Annotated in this window: 10 protein-coding genes; 4 read left to right on the top strand and 6 right to left on the bottom strand. The window is 72.1% G+C overall.

Features of this window, described 5'->3' with window-relative positions:
- Positions 1 to 18 precede the first annotated feature (18 nt).
- Positions 19 to 1320: an ABC transporter permease gene (locus tag ACFZA2_RS00735; RefSeq protein ID WP_391399337.1), complete on the bottom strand. Its 1302-nt coding sequence runs from the start codon at positions 1318 to 1320 to the stop codon at positions 19 to 21.
- A complete protein-coding gene (locus ACFZA2_RS00730) occupies positions 1317 to 2024 on the bottom strand; it encodes an ABC transporter ATP-binding protein (RefSeq protein ID WP_391399335.1) in 708 nt (235 codons plus the stop codon). The genes ACFZA2_RS00735 and ACFZA2_RS00730 overlap by 4 nt, the downstream gene beginning before the upstream one ends.
- 133 nt (positions 2025 to 2157) lie before the next feature.
- On the opposite strand from ACFZA2_RS00730, the gene ACFZA2_RS00725 reads away from it, so the two are divergent.
- From ACFZA2_RS00725 to ACFZA2_RS00715, 3 genes are all read left to right on the top strand, one after another.
- Positions 2158 to 3363 (top strand): sensor histidine kinase, encoded by a 1206-nt coding sequence (locus ACFZA2_RS00725; protein ID WP_391399333.1) that lies wholly within the window; start codon positions 2158 to 2160, stop codon positions 3361 to 3363.
- Positions 3360 to 4028 carry a response regulator gene (locus ACFZA2_RS00720; RefSeq protein ID WP_391399331.1) on the top strand — a complete coding sequence of 223 codons (669 nt, stop codon included), beginning with the start codon at positions 3360 to 3362 and terminating at the stop codon, positions 4026 to 4028. The genes ACFZA2_RS00725 and ACFZA2_RS00720 overlap by 4 nt, the downstream gene beginning before the upstream one ends.
- A gap of 139 nt (positions 4029 to 4167) precedes the next feature.
- Positions 4168 to 5193 carry a hypothetical protein gene (locus ACFZA2_RS00715; RefSeq protein WP_391399328.1) on the top strand — a complete coding sequence of 342 codons (1026 nt, stop codon included), beginning with the start codon at positions 4168 to 4170 and terminating at the stop codon, positions 5191 to 5193.
- Between the two features lie 123 nt (positions 5194 to 5316).
- Here the strand turns inward: ACFZA2_RS00715 and ACFZA2_RS00710 are convergent, their stop codons facing one another.
- Complete coding sequence (locus tag ACFZA2_RS00710; RefSeq protein ID WP_391399325.1) at positions 5317 to 7089, bottom strand: Na+/H+ antiporter; 1773 nt, start codon at positions 7087 to 7089, stop codon at positions 5317 to 5319.
- A gap of 260 nt (positions 7090 to 7349) precedes the next feature.
- Between ACFZA2_RS00710 and ACFZA2_RS00705 the strand changes: the two genes are divergently transcribed.
- Positions 7350 to 8129, top strand: coding sequence for a hypothetical protein (locus tag ACFZA2_RS00705; protein WP_391399323.1), 780 nt, complete (start codon positions 7350 to 7352; stop codon positions 8127 to 8129).
- Between the two features lie 42 nt (positions 8130 to 8171).
- On the opposite strand, the gene ACFZA2_RS00700 is transcribed toward ACFZA2_RS00705, so the two are convergent.
- Genes ACFZA2_RS00700 through ACFZA2_RS00690 form a run of 3 tightly spaced genes read right to left on the bottom strand, consistent with a single transcriptional unit; the run spans position 8172 to position 13745 of the window.
- Positions 8172 to 11516, bottom strand: a complete 3345-nt coding sequence (locus ACFZA2_RS00700) for an ATP-binding protein (RefSeq protein WP_391399320.1) — start codon at positions 11514 to 11516, stop codon at positions 8172 to 8174.
- Positions 11513 to 12271 carry a DUF4194 domain-containing protein gene (locus ACFZA2_RS00695; RefSeq protein WP_391399317.1) on the bottom strand — a complete coding sequence of 253 codons (759 nt, stop codon included), beginning with the start codon at positions 12269 to 12271 and terminating at the stop codon, positions 11513 to 11515. Before ACFZA2_RS00695 ends, ACFZA2_RS00700 begins: the two co-directional genes overlap by 4 nt.
- A complete protein-coding gene (locus tag ACFZA2_RS00690; protein WP_391399314.1) occupies positions 12264 to 13745 on the bottom strand; it encodes a DUF3375 domain-containing protein in 1482 nt (493 codons plus the stop codon). The genes ACFZA2_RS00695 and ACFZA2_RS00690 overlap by 8 nt, the downstream gene beginning before the upstream one ends.
- Between the last annotated feature and the right edge of the window lie 8 nt (positions 13746 to 13753).

Here is a 13753-nt window from a genome sequence, read left to right as displayed (position 1 = left end):
CCCGGGCCCGTCCCGCCGTCACTCGTACCGCAGCGACTCCACCGGATCGGCGCGTGCCGCCCGCGCGGCCGGGAGGCTCCCCGCGAGGAACGCGATCGCCATGATCGCCACCGTCGTCACCAGGATCGACACGGGGTCGAAGGCGATGAGCTGCAGCCCCGGCAGATCGCTGAAGAGCGTCTGTCCCAGTTGCGCGCTCACGGCCGTGCCCACGCCGATCGCGACGACGGCGCCGATGAGACTGCCCAACAGTCCGAGCATCACCGCCTCGAGGCTGAACAGCGAGAAGACCCGGCCGCTGCCCATGCCCATCGCCTTCATCAGCCCGATCTCGCGCGTGCGCTCCTGCACCGACATCAGCAGGGTGTTGACGATGCCGAAGCTCGCCGCCAACAGTGCGATGACGGCGAACGCGTTCAAGACGAGCACGATCCCGTCGATGACCGCCTTGAACGTGCCGAGCTGATCCGAGACGGTCTGGCCGGAGTAGCCGGCATCCGACAGCGCGGTCTTGGCGTCGTCGACGTTCTGCGCCGCCGCCGACGACAGGGTCACGCTCGCGCTCGCGTACCGATCGAGTTCATCGGCCGGGACCCCGGTGTTCTGAGCGGTGAACAACGCGTCTTCCAGAGCGGTGTTGGTGGTCAACGAGGTCGTGGAGGCGAAGGCGCCCTCGGTCACGCCCGTGATGGTCGCCGAGACCACGTGCTGCGTGCGCACCGGGTCGGACACGGCGATCGTCAGCGTGGCCCCGACGGCATCCGCGGCGTCCGCGAAGCCGAGGGGCGTCACGAGCGACTCGGGGATCGCGGTCTCGAGCGCGTCGGAGGACTCGTCGGGCGCGGCGCCCGCCGCCAGCAGCGGAGTCTGGCCGCCGATGAGCGAGCCCGCGCTCGCGACGTAGCGCTCGCCGCTGTCGACCTGCACGTAGTCGATCTGCACGGCGCGGGTGGGCCTCACCGACGCGACACCGGGAAGGTCTTCGATCGTCCGGATGTCGGCATCCGTCAGTGCCGAGACGGTCGCGGTGGCGCCGGGGCGACCGGGGTTCGTGTTCGCCGAGGAGACCGCGTCGGGGTCGTACTTCTGCGGTTCTGCGGATGCCGCGGCCCCCGTTCCCGTCTTCGTCACGGTCAGCACGTCGGCAGCGCCGATGGAGGAGACGGTGTCGTCGATGAAGCGGTTGATGCCGGTGCCGAGACCGTTCGTCAACGTCAGCGTGAAGGCGCCCACGAAGATCGCGAGCACGGTGAGGATCGTGCGGGTCTTGGAACGGAACGTGTTCGCGGCGGCCGTGGCGACCAGGTCGGTGGTCTTCATGCCGCGCTCCGTTCCTCGGTGACGATGACGCCGTCGCGGATCTGCACCCGGCGGTCGCACCGCGCCGCCAGCTCGTCGTCGTGGGTCACCACGATGAGGGTGATGCCGTGCTCGCGGTTGAGACGGAACAGGATGTCCTCCACCACGGCGCCGGTGGCGGAGTCGAGGTTGCCCGTGGGCTCGTCGGCGAAGATGACCCGCGGGTCGTTCACGAGAGCGCGGGCGATCACCGCGCGCTGCTTCTGCCCGCCCGAGAGGGCCGTGGCCCTGTTCTTCGCCTTGTCCTGCATGTCGAGCTCGGCCAGCGCCGCGAGTCCCCGCCGGCGGCGTTCGGCGCGTCCGACGCCCGCGATCTTCAACGGCAGGATCACGTTCTCGAGCACCGAGGCGCTGGGGGTGAGGAAGAACTGCTGGAACACGAAGCCGAACGTCTTGTTGCGCGTGCGGTTGAGGTGGCGCCCGCGCAGGGTCGCGGCATCCTCCCCCTCCAGACGCACGGTTCCGCTCGAGGGGGCGTCCATGAGCGCGAGCAGGTGCATGAGGGTCGACTTGCCCGATCCGCTCTTGCCGACGATCGCGATGCTCTCGCCGCGGTGGATGTCGAGGCTCACACCGCGCAGCGCGTCGAAGCGCGCGGATCCGCGGCCGTACGACTTGTGCAGATCGGTGACGGAGAGCAGGGGAGGAGGAGGTTCGGATGCCATGACCTCACTGTCGCTCGCGAGCACACTGCTCCGCGTCGCTCGCGCGGGGTGGCCGGCTCCCCCCACGGGGGTATTCCGCGAATGCCCCGTGCGGGCGATACCCGCGAGGGAGCGAGCAGTCCACACTGGGAGGATGCGACCCGACCCGGCCACGGACACGCCGCCGCGCCTGGTGCCGGCGGGGCGCACCTGGCTCGTCGACGTGGTCGTCGCCGTACTGGTCGTCGTGCCCTCGTTCGCGCCGGTCCCGTTCCCCGAGCTGCGGCCGTCGAGCCCCCTGGTGCACGTGCTCGTCGTGCTGCCGGCGCTGCTGCTGCCGCTGCGCCGCCGGTGGCCGCGTCTCGTCTTCGTCGCCTGCATCGCCATCTTCGTGGGAGCCCTCGTGCTCGGAACACTCGCGCCGGGGGCGGCGCTGGCGACGGCGATCGCGGCGTACGGGATGGCCGACCGCGTCGGGCGCAGGGAGGCCGCGCCCGTGGCCATCGCGGGGGTGGTGGGGCTCGTCGGCGCCAGCATCGTCGTCGGCCTCGTGACGGGGCTCGACACGCGGTTCCTGCAGGTCGGCCTCGCCGTCGCGCTCGCCGGAGCGATCGGAGATGCCGCGCGCTCCCGCCGCGCGTACGTCGCGGCGGTTCTCGAGCGCGCCCGGCGCGCCGAGCAGACGCGCGAGGCCGAAGCGCGGCGCCGCGTGAGCGAAGAACGCCTGCGCATCGCCCGCGACCTCCATGACGCCGTCGCCCACCAGATCTCGGTCATCAGCCTGAACGCGGGAGTGGCGAGCTCGGCACTGGACACCCGCCCGGACAAGACCCGCGAGGCGCTCGCCACGATCCGCACCGCTTCCCGCGACGTGCTCGCCGAGATCGGTTCGATGCTGGCCGTGTTGCGCACCCCCGACGACGTGGACGCCCGCGACCAACCGGGGCTCGCGCGTCTCGGGGCGGTCGTGGAGTCGGTGCGCGTTGCCGGGTGGGATGCGGCCGTCCGCGACGAGCGCGACCCCGACGAGGTGCTGCCCCTCGGCGTCGACATCGTCGCCTACCGCGTCGTGCAGGAGGGGCTGACCAACGCCCTCAAGCACGGCACGGCCCGTCGCGTGCACGTGCTGCTGCGTCGTGACGGCGACGATCTCGAGGTCGTGGTCACCAACCCCTTCCGCCCCGAGGAGGCCGCCGCCGAGCCCTCCCCGTCGGGCTTCGGCCTGATCGGCCTGCGGGAGCGCGTCGAGTCGGCGGGCGGTCGCCTCGACGCGGGGCCGGCGCCCGGCGGCTATCGTCTCGCCGCGCGTCTGCCGGTGCCCGCCCCCCGCCCGACTGCTCGACCCGGAGGTTCCGCATGAGCTCGACACGCGTCATCGTCGTCGACGATCAGGCCCTCATCCGCGCCGCGGTGCGCGACCTCCTCGACGCGGCCGACGGCATCGAAGTGATCGGCGACGCCGCCGACGGCGAGCACGCCGTCGCGCTCGCCCAGGCGCTTCGCCCCGATGTCGTGGTGTGCGACATCCGGATGCCGCGCATGGACGGCATCGAGGCCACCCGCCGTATCTGCACCGACCCGGCGCTGGCCGACACCCGCGTGCTGATCCTCACCACGTTCGAGGAGGACGACTACGTCGTCGCAGCGCTGCGCGCCGGAGCGAGCGGCTTCATCGGCAAGGGCGCCGAGCCGGAGGAGATCATCCACGCCGTGCTCGCCGTCGACGACGGGGGCGCGCTGCTGTCGCCCGCGGCGACCCGCGGTCTCATCGAGAAGTACGTGCGGCGCGCAGCGCCGGTCGCGGGGGAGGCGCCGTCGCTCGACGTGCTGACCGACCGGGAACGGGAAGTCCTGCGCCACATCGCCCGGGGGCGGTCGAACGACGAGATCGCGGCTTCCCTCTTCATCTCCCCGCACACGGCGAAGACCCACGTGAAGAACACGATGCTGAAGCTCGGCGCGCACGACCGCGCGCAGCTGGTGATCGCGGCGTACGAGAGCGGGCTGCTGGTCCCGGGGGAGTGACGGCGACCGTCACGATCGTCTCCCGTGCGGACGGCGGCGGGTCGCCGCTCTCCCCGGGGGCCATCGGGGGTCGGAAGACAGGGCCTCGTAGGATCGTGACACCGGCGGGGTGGGCCGGCGTGGACGAGCGGGGGATCGCATGAGCGGAGGGCGACGCCTCATCGGGGTTCGTCGTGCGCTCGGGCATCCGATGGTGTGGGCGGTGGTGTGCGGTCTCGCGGCCGTGCCCCTGCTGGGCACTCCGTTCGACTTCGGGGGGTTCCTCCTCTGTCTCGCCGCGGGCTGGCTCGTTGCGCATGCGGTCATCCGCGCGTTGATGACGCTGCGCTCGTTCGCGCTGTCGCTCTCGCTGCACCTCGGGCTCGCGGCGGCCGCGGGAGTCGCTCTGTACGCGCTGACGCAGCACGCGGCGCCGGCTCCGGTCGATGCGACGATCGTCACGGCGGCGTCCTTCGCGGCCGTCCCGGCCGCGGGATGGGTCTGGCTGACGCTGATCGGGCGGGTGTCCGGTCTCGTCCGCGCGGACTCCGCTCGGCGCGCGGCACGGCTGGTGACTGCCGAGTGGGAGCGGAGCGGAGACGTGTGGGGGCTGCGCCTGCCGGTCGTGCCGCTGCGGCTGTCGACGTATCGGCTCGTGCTCGGCATCCTGATCGGGGGCGGCGGGGGCGCGCTGATCGCTCTCGTGGTCGGATTCTCCGATGTCGCGATGCGCATGAGCCCGCTGCTCATCGTCATCGTCCTGGGCTGGCTCGTCGGCCTGCCCGTCTACGGCGGCCTACTGCTGATCGCACGTTCTCGCACCGTCGACGCGCGCGTGCGGGTGACCACCGATCGGATGGTGGTGGAACGGATGCCGGAGGGCGCACCGATCGTCGACCTCGGTCTCGCCGAGCTCCGGTCGCTCCGTTGGGCGGCGAGCGAGGCGCCGACCCGCGTCGAGCTGCGGCCGGTGGACGGCCCCGGGCTCGTGCTGCTGTTCGGTCTCTCCCATCGGCCCGCAGGGATGGCGGCGACGCTGCCCGAGCTGCCGTCGGGTCTGCGCCGGCGGCTGACCGACGCGGGGCTGTCAGCGCGCGAGACGCGCGGTCGCGGCGGCGACGATGTGCTCGCGCGCGATCAGGTGGCGTCTGCGGCGCTCCGCTCGGGCGGGGTCGCCCGTCGCTGATCCGCCCCGGCGCGCAACGCCTGTCGCGCGCGACCGGGGACCGATGTACTCACGCCCTCGTCTGAGGGGGCGCTGACGAGCGCTGCCGCCCGTTCGCCGAAAGGCCGCTTCCCCTCGGCGCGGCTACTCGCCCGCCTTCTCGAGACCGCGGGTGCGGATCTCTTCGAGGTCGAGGCCGGCGAGGATCTTGCGTGCGACGAGGTCGTCGATCGTGCCCTCGCGGCGCAGCCGGAGCAGCACCTCGCGTTTACGGTCGAGGACCGCAAGCCGCAGCCTCTGCGCCTCCTTGTGACGCAGCAGCGGGGAGCGCTGCGTGACGTCGATGTCTTCGCTGACGGCGATCATCTGGAGGGGCCCGGTGAAAGCCGTGCCCTCCGCGTCGGCGTCCTCGACCCGGCGATCGCCGCGCCGGTCGGTTTCGTGACCGTCCGGGGGGACGGGTCCGGTCGCGGAGCCGTCGTCGTCGAGAGAGGCGTCGAGTTCGGCGAGGTCGCGCTCCTCGATGGCGCGCTGCCGGGCGACGGCCCGCGCGTTCGCGAGCTCGAGACGCTCGTAGCCCTCACGCCGCGCGCGGTCGCGCACCCGATCGCTGATGCCGTGTTCGACCGCGAGGTCGTCGAGGGCGGCGAGGGCGGCTCCCGAGATGGCGCGTTCGGCGAGCTCGTACTCCTCGATCGCCGCATCGTCGTTGGGGAGCTTCGCCCATTTGATGACCGCGGGAAGGAGCGGACCCTGCACGAGAAGGGTGAGCACGATGACGCCCGCCGTCACGAAGACGATCGCGTCGCGTCCCGCCACCGGGTCGCCCGCGGCCGTGGTGACGGGCACCGACAGGGCGATGGCCAGTGACACGGCTCCGCGGAACCCGGCCACGGTGCTCACGACCCGCGAGCGGTGCCGGAGCGACCGCGACGATCCCGCGGCGGGCCGCGAGAAGGGCGAGAACATCCACTGGAACAGATAGCGCACCACGAACAGGGCGATCCAGGCGGCGACCGTCACGATCAGCAGGATGCCGATCTCCGACCCCGAGATCTCGTGCAGCACGAGCTGAACTTCGAGGCCGATCAGCACGAAGAGCGCGCCGTTGAGGAGGTAGACGCCGAAAGGCCACGTGGCATCCGCCGCCCTCCGCGACATCGCGGTGGTGATCCGCGGCGACACCCAGGCCATGATGAGGCCCGCGAAGACGACCGCCAGCACCCCCGAGGCCTCGATGAGCTCGGCGATGAGGAAGGAGACGAACGGGACCAGCACCATGGTGAGGTTGATCGTCAGGGTCGACTGCATCCGTCGCAGGGCGAAGAACGCCGCAGCGGCCACCGCGATCCCCGCGGCCGCTCCACCCAGGTACGACAGCAGCACCATGCCGGTGATCTGCAGCGGCGTGATCTGGTCGCCCAGCAGGAGCGCGACGGCGATCGCGTAGAGGACCAGGGCGGTGCCGTCGTTCGTCAGGCTCTCGGCCTTGAGCTTCATGAAGGTCTTGGCGGGCAGCAGGCGCCCGAGCGCGGCGACCGCCGTGGCGTCGGGCGGTGCCACCGCCGCGCCGAGCACGAGGGCGGCCTCCCACGGCACGCCCAGCAGCGTCGCGACCCCGGCGACGGCGAACGCGGATGCCACGACGAGGAGCGTGCTCATCGGGATGATGTAGCGCAGCGACCGGCGCACCGAGCGGAGGGACGTTGTCCACGCCTCACGGAAGAGCATGATCGGCAGGAACAGCAGCAGCACGGTCTCGGGCGGGAGCTCGATCTGACGGAGCTCGGGGATGAAGCCCAGGGCGAGCCCGATGACGAGGAGGACGAGGGGCGTCGCGACGCGCAGTCGCGGCGCCAGCACCGTGCCCACGAGCATCGCGAGGCCCAGCAGAACCGTGATCTCGAGTCCCTGCATCCGTGCCGCCTTTCGCCATGCCCTCAGGACTCAGCGTAGAGAAGGGTCCGGACATTCCCGAGGGGTGTTCGCGCCGGTCGGGGCGGCGCGCTCTCGACGACGGCGTCGCCGCGTTCGGCGACCGGCTACGGATGAGCATGCCGTGGAGGGTGCGTAGGAGCACCGAAGGGGGCAGCAGTTCTCGTCTGCAATACTCTGGCGGAGGAACGGGGCGATCGACCGGTGGCGCGATCGCACCGGCGAGACGGGGGAGCGTGATCATGGGCGTCGTCACGACCTCGCCTCGACTGGCATCCGCCGAGGCGCGTCTGCCCGTCTTCCCGAACGGCCGGCGACCCACCTGGCTCGTCGTCGTCATCGTGCTCTTCGCCGTACTGCCCGGTGTCATGGCGGTCGCCGATGACCGGCCCGGACTGCGCCTCGTGACGGGTGCGTCGACCGTCACCCTCCTCGGCGTCGCGGGCTGCCTGAACCTGCTCCTCCGCACGATGCGGGAGAGGGTGGTGCGCATCGACGAGTCGGCATCCGGCATCTGGTTCCGCCCTGCCCCGGCCGCGACGGCGATGCCGTTCGTGATCGGGAGCCTTCTGCTGCTCCCCGCGGTCGCGCAGATCGTTGTCGACGTGGCGGACTTGGCGACGATGCCGTCGTTCCTGCTCACGCGCGCGCCCTCTGCGCTCGGACTGCTCGGCCTCGGCATCATCGTCGTGAACACCGTGCGGCTGCGCGAGGCGGCCGGCCTCCACGTGACGGTGGAGGGGCTCACAGGTGTTCGTGGTCGCGGCCGCATCGACTGGACTTGGGACGAGCTCGCCGAGGTGGATGTGGGCACGGGACCGGTCGCGAAGCTCCGGCTCGTCGCCGACGCAGGGGGACCCGGCATCGAAGCGCCCATGCTGGCGCTGGGTTCGGACCCGAACCAGGTCGCCACGGTGGTGCGGTTCTTCCGCGATGTCCCTTCGGCGCGAGCGGAGCTGAACGGCCCCGGACCCGCCGTCCTCCGCGGCGTCGACGACGCGCTCCGCGCCCGTGAGGGATGAGCGCGCGCTGCGCCCGCGAGAGCCGAGGCGCCGCCGCTCGCGTCAGCCGGCGAGGCCCACCTTCGCCTTCGCCCACGACCGCCCGCGGGTGTCCTTGAGGATGTCGTACTCGACGTCGACGTGCGGCTCGATCGCGCTGTACTTGTCGTTCGGAGCGCCGATGACGAGCTGGAAACCGAGACCGCGCCACGCCCCGATCGCGCGCTTGGTGAAGTGCGCGTCGGCTTTGATGAGGGCCTCGTCGAGGAACACCGGGGCGTACCGCGGACGCTCCGATCCGGCATCCCCGAGCTGGTAGCGCAGGGCCGCGCCGACGATGAACGCGATGAGCTCCTGCGACTCGCCGCCGGACTTCTCGCCGATGTGGTCGTAGAGGGCGACGTGCTCGCCGGTGTCGGCGCGGAAACGCTCGGCGCTCACGCGCACGTGGTTGCGCACGTCGACGAGATCGGCGAAGTCGGGTGCGGTGGGGCGGATCCGGCCGATCAGCCGCGCCATGCGGCCGTACACGGCCTCGCGCTCGTCGTCGGTGGATGCCGCGTCGATCGCCGCCCGCACGTCGCGCAGCTCGCGACGGAAACGGCGCCGCACCTCGGACTGGTTCTCGCGCGGCACGATCTGCAGGCGGTGGTCGTCGTCGTAGAACGGCAGATCCTGCATGATGTCGTTGATCGGCGCGATGCGCTCGCGGATCTCGCGCAGGGCCCGCGTGAGCGCCGAGTCGAGGTTCGTGAGGTCGTTGCCCGACAGCTGCAGCAGCGAGTCGCGCCACTCCGCCTCGAGTTCGTGCAGGCCGCTCGCCTCGAGGTCGGCGAGGATGCGCTCGAAGTCGCCGAGCGACTCGTCGGGGTCGGCCAGCAGGTTCGGGCTCGGCCACCGGTCGGTGAAGGCGGTGAGGGTACGGCGCAGGCTCTCGCGCTGATCGCTCCACGTCTCCTGGGCGGCGCGCTGCTCCTCGAGCAGACGCTTCGAAGCGGACTCGAGGGCGGCGTCGAAGCGGGAGAGCAGCTGCGAGGGGGAGGCGTCGTCGGAGGGCGCGACGAACAGCCCGTCGAGGTATGCGGCTTCGTCGACCGTCAGCGTCATCGCGGCGTCTTCCGCCCGCTCCAGGCGCTCGTTCGCGGCATCCACCTCGTCGGTGACCTCGGCCCAGCGTGCGGCGAGCGCCTGCTGCTCGGTCTTGGCGGCCCCGATCTCCTCGCGCAGCCGCGCCGCGCGGGCGCGCGTGCCGGAGATCTGCTCCTGCAGCTCGGCGATGCGCGGGTTGCCCGCGGTCACCTCGACGATCGTCTCGTTCCAGCGCTCGAGGTCGCGCTCGACGGATGCCGTGTCGACCTGGTCCCACGACAGATCGGCGATCTTCTCGAGGGCGCTGCGCCGCTCGTCGAACGCGTCGAGGGCCGCAGCGGCCTCGTCGACCGCCGACTTCGCGGTGGCGAGGTCGCGACGCACCGTGACGATCTGCTCGCCGAGCTCGGTCAGACGCACGCGGGACGAGAAGCCCAGGACGCTCTGGCGGACCGATCCACCGTGCGCACCGCGGGAGCCCTGACTCGTCTGCCCCGAGATCGTGAGCGCCAGGCGGTGCTGCGCCAGGTCGGCGGCGGCATCCACGCAGACGAACGCGAACTGCTGCTCGAGGCGGTCCTGCAGCCAGCCGGCGAAGGGGGAGCGGCGGTACTCGAGGCGTCCGGGCAGGGTCGCGGGGTCGAGCCCGGTGCGCTCGGGCAGGTCGGTCGACACGCCCTCGAACCGCAGCCGCTCCGACAGGCGCACACCGTCGATGGCGGCACGGAAGGATGCCAGGTGCGCGGCATCCACGAGGAGGGTCGTCGCGAAGCCCCCGAGGGCGAGGGTGAACGCCCCGCGCCACGGCTCGAACTCGGTGCGGACGTCGACGAGCTCGGCGACGAAGGGCAGGTCGGCGGCGGTGAGACCGGCGGCCTCGGCCAGCGCCTCGCGCGCCTCGTGCAGGCGCGGGGGGATGTTGTCGTCGCGCGTCTGCGTGCGGCGGTGCTCGGCCTCGAGGGCGGAGAGCTGCTGGCGCAGGTCGGTGTGCCGGCTGCTCGCGGCGACGAACGCGTCGCGCACGGTTGTCTTGCCATCTGCGTCGGCGAGCGTTCGTCGCGCCTCGGCGACGAGCGCGGCGAACTGCTTGTCCGTGGTGACCTCGACCGACAAGACCGTCAGGGCGGCGTCGAACCTCTCGCGGTCGCGCTGCATCCCGGCGAGCCGCCGCTCGAGCGCGCGCAGTTCGCGCTGGGCGGCGTCGAGCTGGTCGCCCCCGGCCGCGCGCAGCACGTCGCCCAGTCCCTCGCGCTCGGCTTCGGCGGCATCCGCCAGGGCCTGTCGCTCGCGGACGAGGGCGTCGGTGGCGTGGGTGCGCTCGCGCAGCTCGGTCTCGACTGCGGTCAGGAGATCGACGCGGCGCTGGGCGCGCCAGAGCGAGGCGCGCGATTCGGGGTCGCCGAAGCGTCCGAGCGCGTCGATGAGGCGCAGTCGTTCCGCGGCCTCGTCGATGCGGGTCTTCATCGCGCGGATGGGCTGCAACGCCCGCACCTGCTGGCGGGCCTCCAGCATGCGCGTCCGCGTGCCCTCGAGACCGTCGAAGTGCGACACGACGGCATCGGCGACGGCGAGCGTCTCGGGCTCCTCGAGCACCATGCGCTTGTAGAGGTCGTCCACCGTGGTGATCTGCTGCCCGGCCTGGATGCGCGCGAGCAGACTCATCGCCTTCGCCCCGGACCCCGCCGCGCCGATGCCGAGCACCGCGTGAAGGCGGGCCGAGAACTCGCGGTCGGTGGCGAGGGTGTCGAGGCCCGTGGCCCGGACCGCCGCGTCGGAGAGGTGGCTCTGCGCCGCTCGCTCGAGGTCGCGGAGGTCGAACGCGCCGTGCACGGTCGCGCGCACTTTGACCGCGTCGTCGAGCGTGCGGGCCGCGGCCGGGATGTACCAGGCCCGCACCGCGGTGAAGCGGGCGCCGTCATGGTCGGCCCAGGTCATGCCGATCGCCGTCCACGTGTCGACGCCGTCGCCGCGAAGCACCCGCACCTTCGTGCCCTCGTCGGTGCGCGACTCGTCGAGCTTGCCGCGCCCGTACGACAGGATGTTGCGCTGCTCCTGCCCGCGCGGGCGTCCCACGACCGCCCCGTTCGAGGCGCCGTTGAAGGGGGTCGTGTGCGGCATCATCAACGCGACGTACGCGTCCATGAGCGTCGACTTCCCCGAGCCGGACCCGCCGCACAGAAGCGTCGCGGTCGGCGCGAAACGCACGCGGTGCGTCCCGTCGTAGCCGCCCCAGTTGATCAGCTGCAGGTCTTCCACCACCCACTGCTGCCCGCGAGAGGCGGCGGGGATGAGCCCGAAGAGGGTCTCGAGCATGGTCATGGGAGCTCTCCCTCGGTCGTTCCGGATGCCACGAGCTCCGCCTCGGCTTCGGCTTCGGCTTCGGCGTTGCGCACCGCCGGCGTCGCGGCATCCGTCGTCTGCTCGTCCAGCCAGCGCTGCAGCTCGCGCAGCGTCTCGGCGCTCAGCACGATCTCGATGAGGGGACCGATGCGGTAGCGGCCCTCTGACTCCTCCTCGATGATGCCCTCGCGGTCGAGGCGGGCGATCGCGGTGCGCACGGCGCGCTGCTGGCTCGCGCGCGTGCCGTCGCTCTCGGAGAAGTAGGTCAGCACGGTCTGCTCGACCTCTTCGACGTCGACGCGGGCGGACCCCGTGCCGGCGGTGGTCTCCCGCTGGAACACCGTGCGCAGATAGACGAGCACGAGGGTCTCGGCGCGCGAGTAGGCCTCGTCCTTGAGCAGGATCGGCACGTCGAGCTCGTCGCTGCGCACCTGCTCCTTGTAGGCCACCCCGCGGGAGTGGTCGACGACGAGGCGCACGAACAGGTCGTTCAGCCGTGACTCGATCATCTGCTGGTGGGCGAGCAGCAGCTTCCACTCCGTCGGGGTGGACTTCGCCAGCAAGAACCGGCGCTGCAGGATCCGCACGAGCACGCGGCGCACGTCCGCGTCGAGGACGCCGCGATCGCCGGCGAAGAGCGCGTCAGGGTCGTTCTCCATCGCCACGGGCGCGATGAACGCAGGGGTGTCCGTCTCGGTGCCGGTATCGGCGCGGGAGGACTCGAGGTCAGTCATCGGCATCCGTTTCTGTGTGGCTCTGGGCGCGGACCGCGCCGAACGCGAAGCGCCGGGTCGTTCCGTCGGGGCGCACGGCCTCCACGATCGAGACCTCGTCGGTCTCGACGAGGCCGCCCCGGTGCACGATCTCGAGCAGGCCGACCAGGTCGACGGGGCGCCGTGTCTCGGCGTCGGCGCCCGCGAAGGCCGCGGCGAGATCGAAGTCGCCGCCGAGGCCGGCGACGTACGCCTCGAGCTCGGGGTAGTGCGGTCCGCCCCAGGCGCGCGTGTCGACCGTGGCGAACTCGACGTCCGCCGTCTCGGATGCGGATGCCAGGGGCTCGGGAGCTCCGGGCGGCCGCACGTCGCTCACCGAGCGGCGCAGATGCCCGATGTCGGCGAGGGGGAGGGTCCGCACCGGTTCGACGCGGCCGGGCGCGCGGGTCTGACTCCAGCGGTGCAGCCCCGCCATGACGCCGCGCAGGAGGTCGTCGACCTGGCGGTCGCGGATCGGATCGTGCGTGCGCACCTGCGCGGTGATGACGTGCGACGCCCGGCGCTGGGCGGTGAGCACCTCTTGCACACCGGCTTCGACGCGACGGGCGATGGCATCCAGCTCCGACCGCTGCTCGGGCGTCATGAGACGGGAGAACGGCTGGGTGAGCACCGCGTGCAGCTGGTCGGTCAGGTCGTCGATGTGCTCGGGGTCGCCGATCAGGCGCAGTGCGCCCTGGAACGCGCGCCCTTCGGGGGTGGCCTGCATCACCTGCCGCCCGCGCTCGAGGTACTCCCGCAGCACGTCACCCGTCGGACGCACGTCGCGGCGGAGCTCCGCCACGACGTCGCGCTGCATCGCCGTGATCGACTCCGCGACGCGTGAGAAGTCCGCGGGCAGCTCGCGGGCGAGGTGGATGACGTTCTCGGCCTCCTCGAGCAGATGGTCGTCGTCGAGCGGCTCGACGACGCCTTCGTCGAGCGCCGCGATCTCGGCATCCAGGGCGGCGCGTTCGGCCAGCAGCGCCTCGCGACGGCGGCCGGGGTCGCTCTCCGCGTCGCGGGCGAGACGTTCGACGGCCTCGAGCAGCGTGCGCACGCGCGAGCGCGAGACCCGGGCGCGACCGCCGCCGGCACGGCCGGCGATCTCGAGGGCGCCGACCGCGTGCGCCGAGAGGCGGTAGACCTCGACGTCGTCCTCGATCTGCAGGCCGAGCCAGCCCACGCGCACCCAGCCGCGGCAGATCTCACGCGCGGAGCCCGCGGGGATGCGGCGATCGTCGTCGGTGTCGATGCCGGCGCCGCGTAGCTCCTCGATGACCTCCGCGACCTCCACGTGGGCGTCCGCGACCGCGACGGCGGGGCGATCGGGCGTGAACACCACCGACAGGGCTGCCACGACGAAGGGCGCGAAACGCCCGTGCAGCAGGTCGAGGGTGGGGTTCTTGAACGCCGTCGCCGAGCGCAGGTAGGCGGCTTCGGCTCGAGTGCGGGTCACTGGCTGAA

This window comes from Microbacterium sp. NPDC007973 (assembly GCF_042958465.1).
Taxonomy (GTDB): Bacteria; Actinomycetota; Actinomycetes; order Actinomycetales; family Microbacteriaceae; genus Microbacterium; species Microbacterium galbum.
The sequence above is the reverse complement of the archived record's forward strand: the minus strand, read 5'-3'. Positions and strand labels throughout refer to the sequence as shown.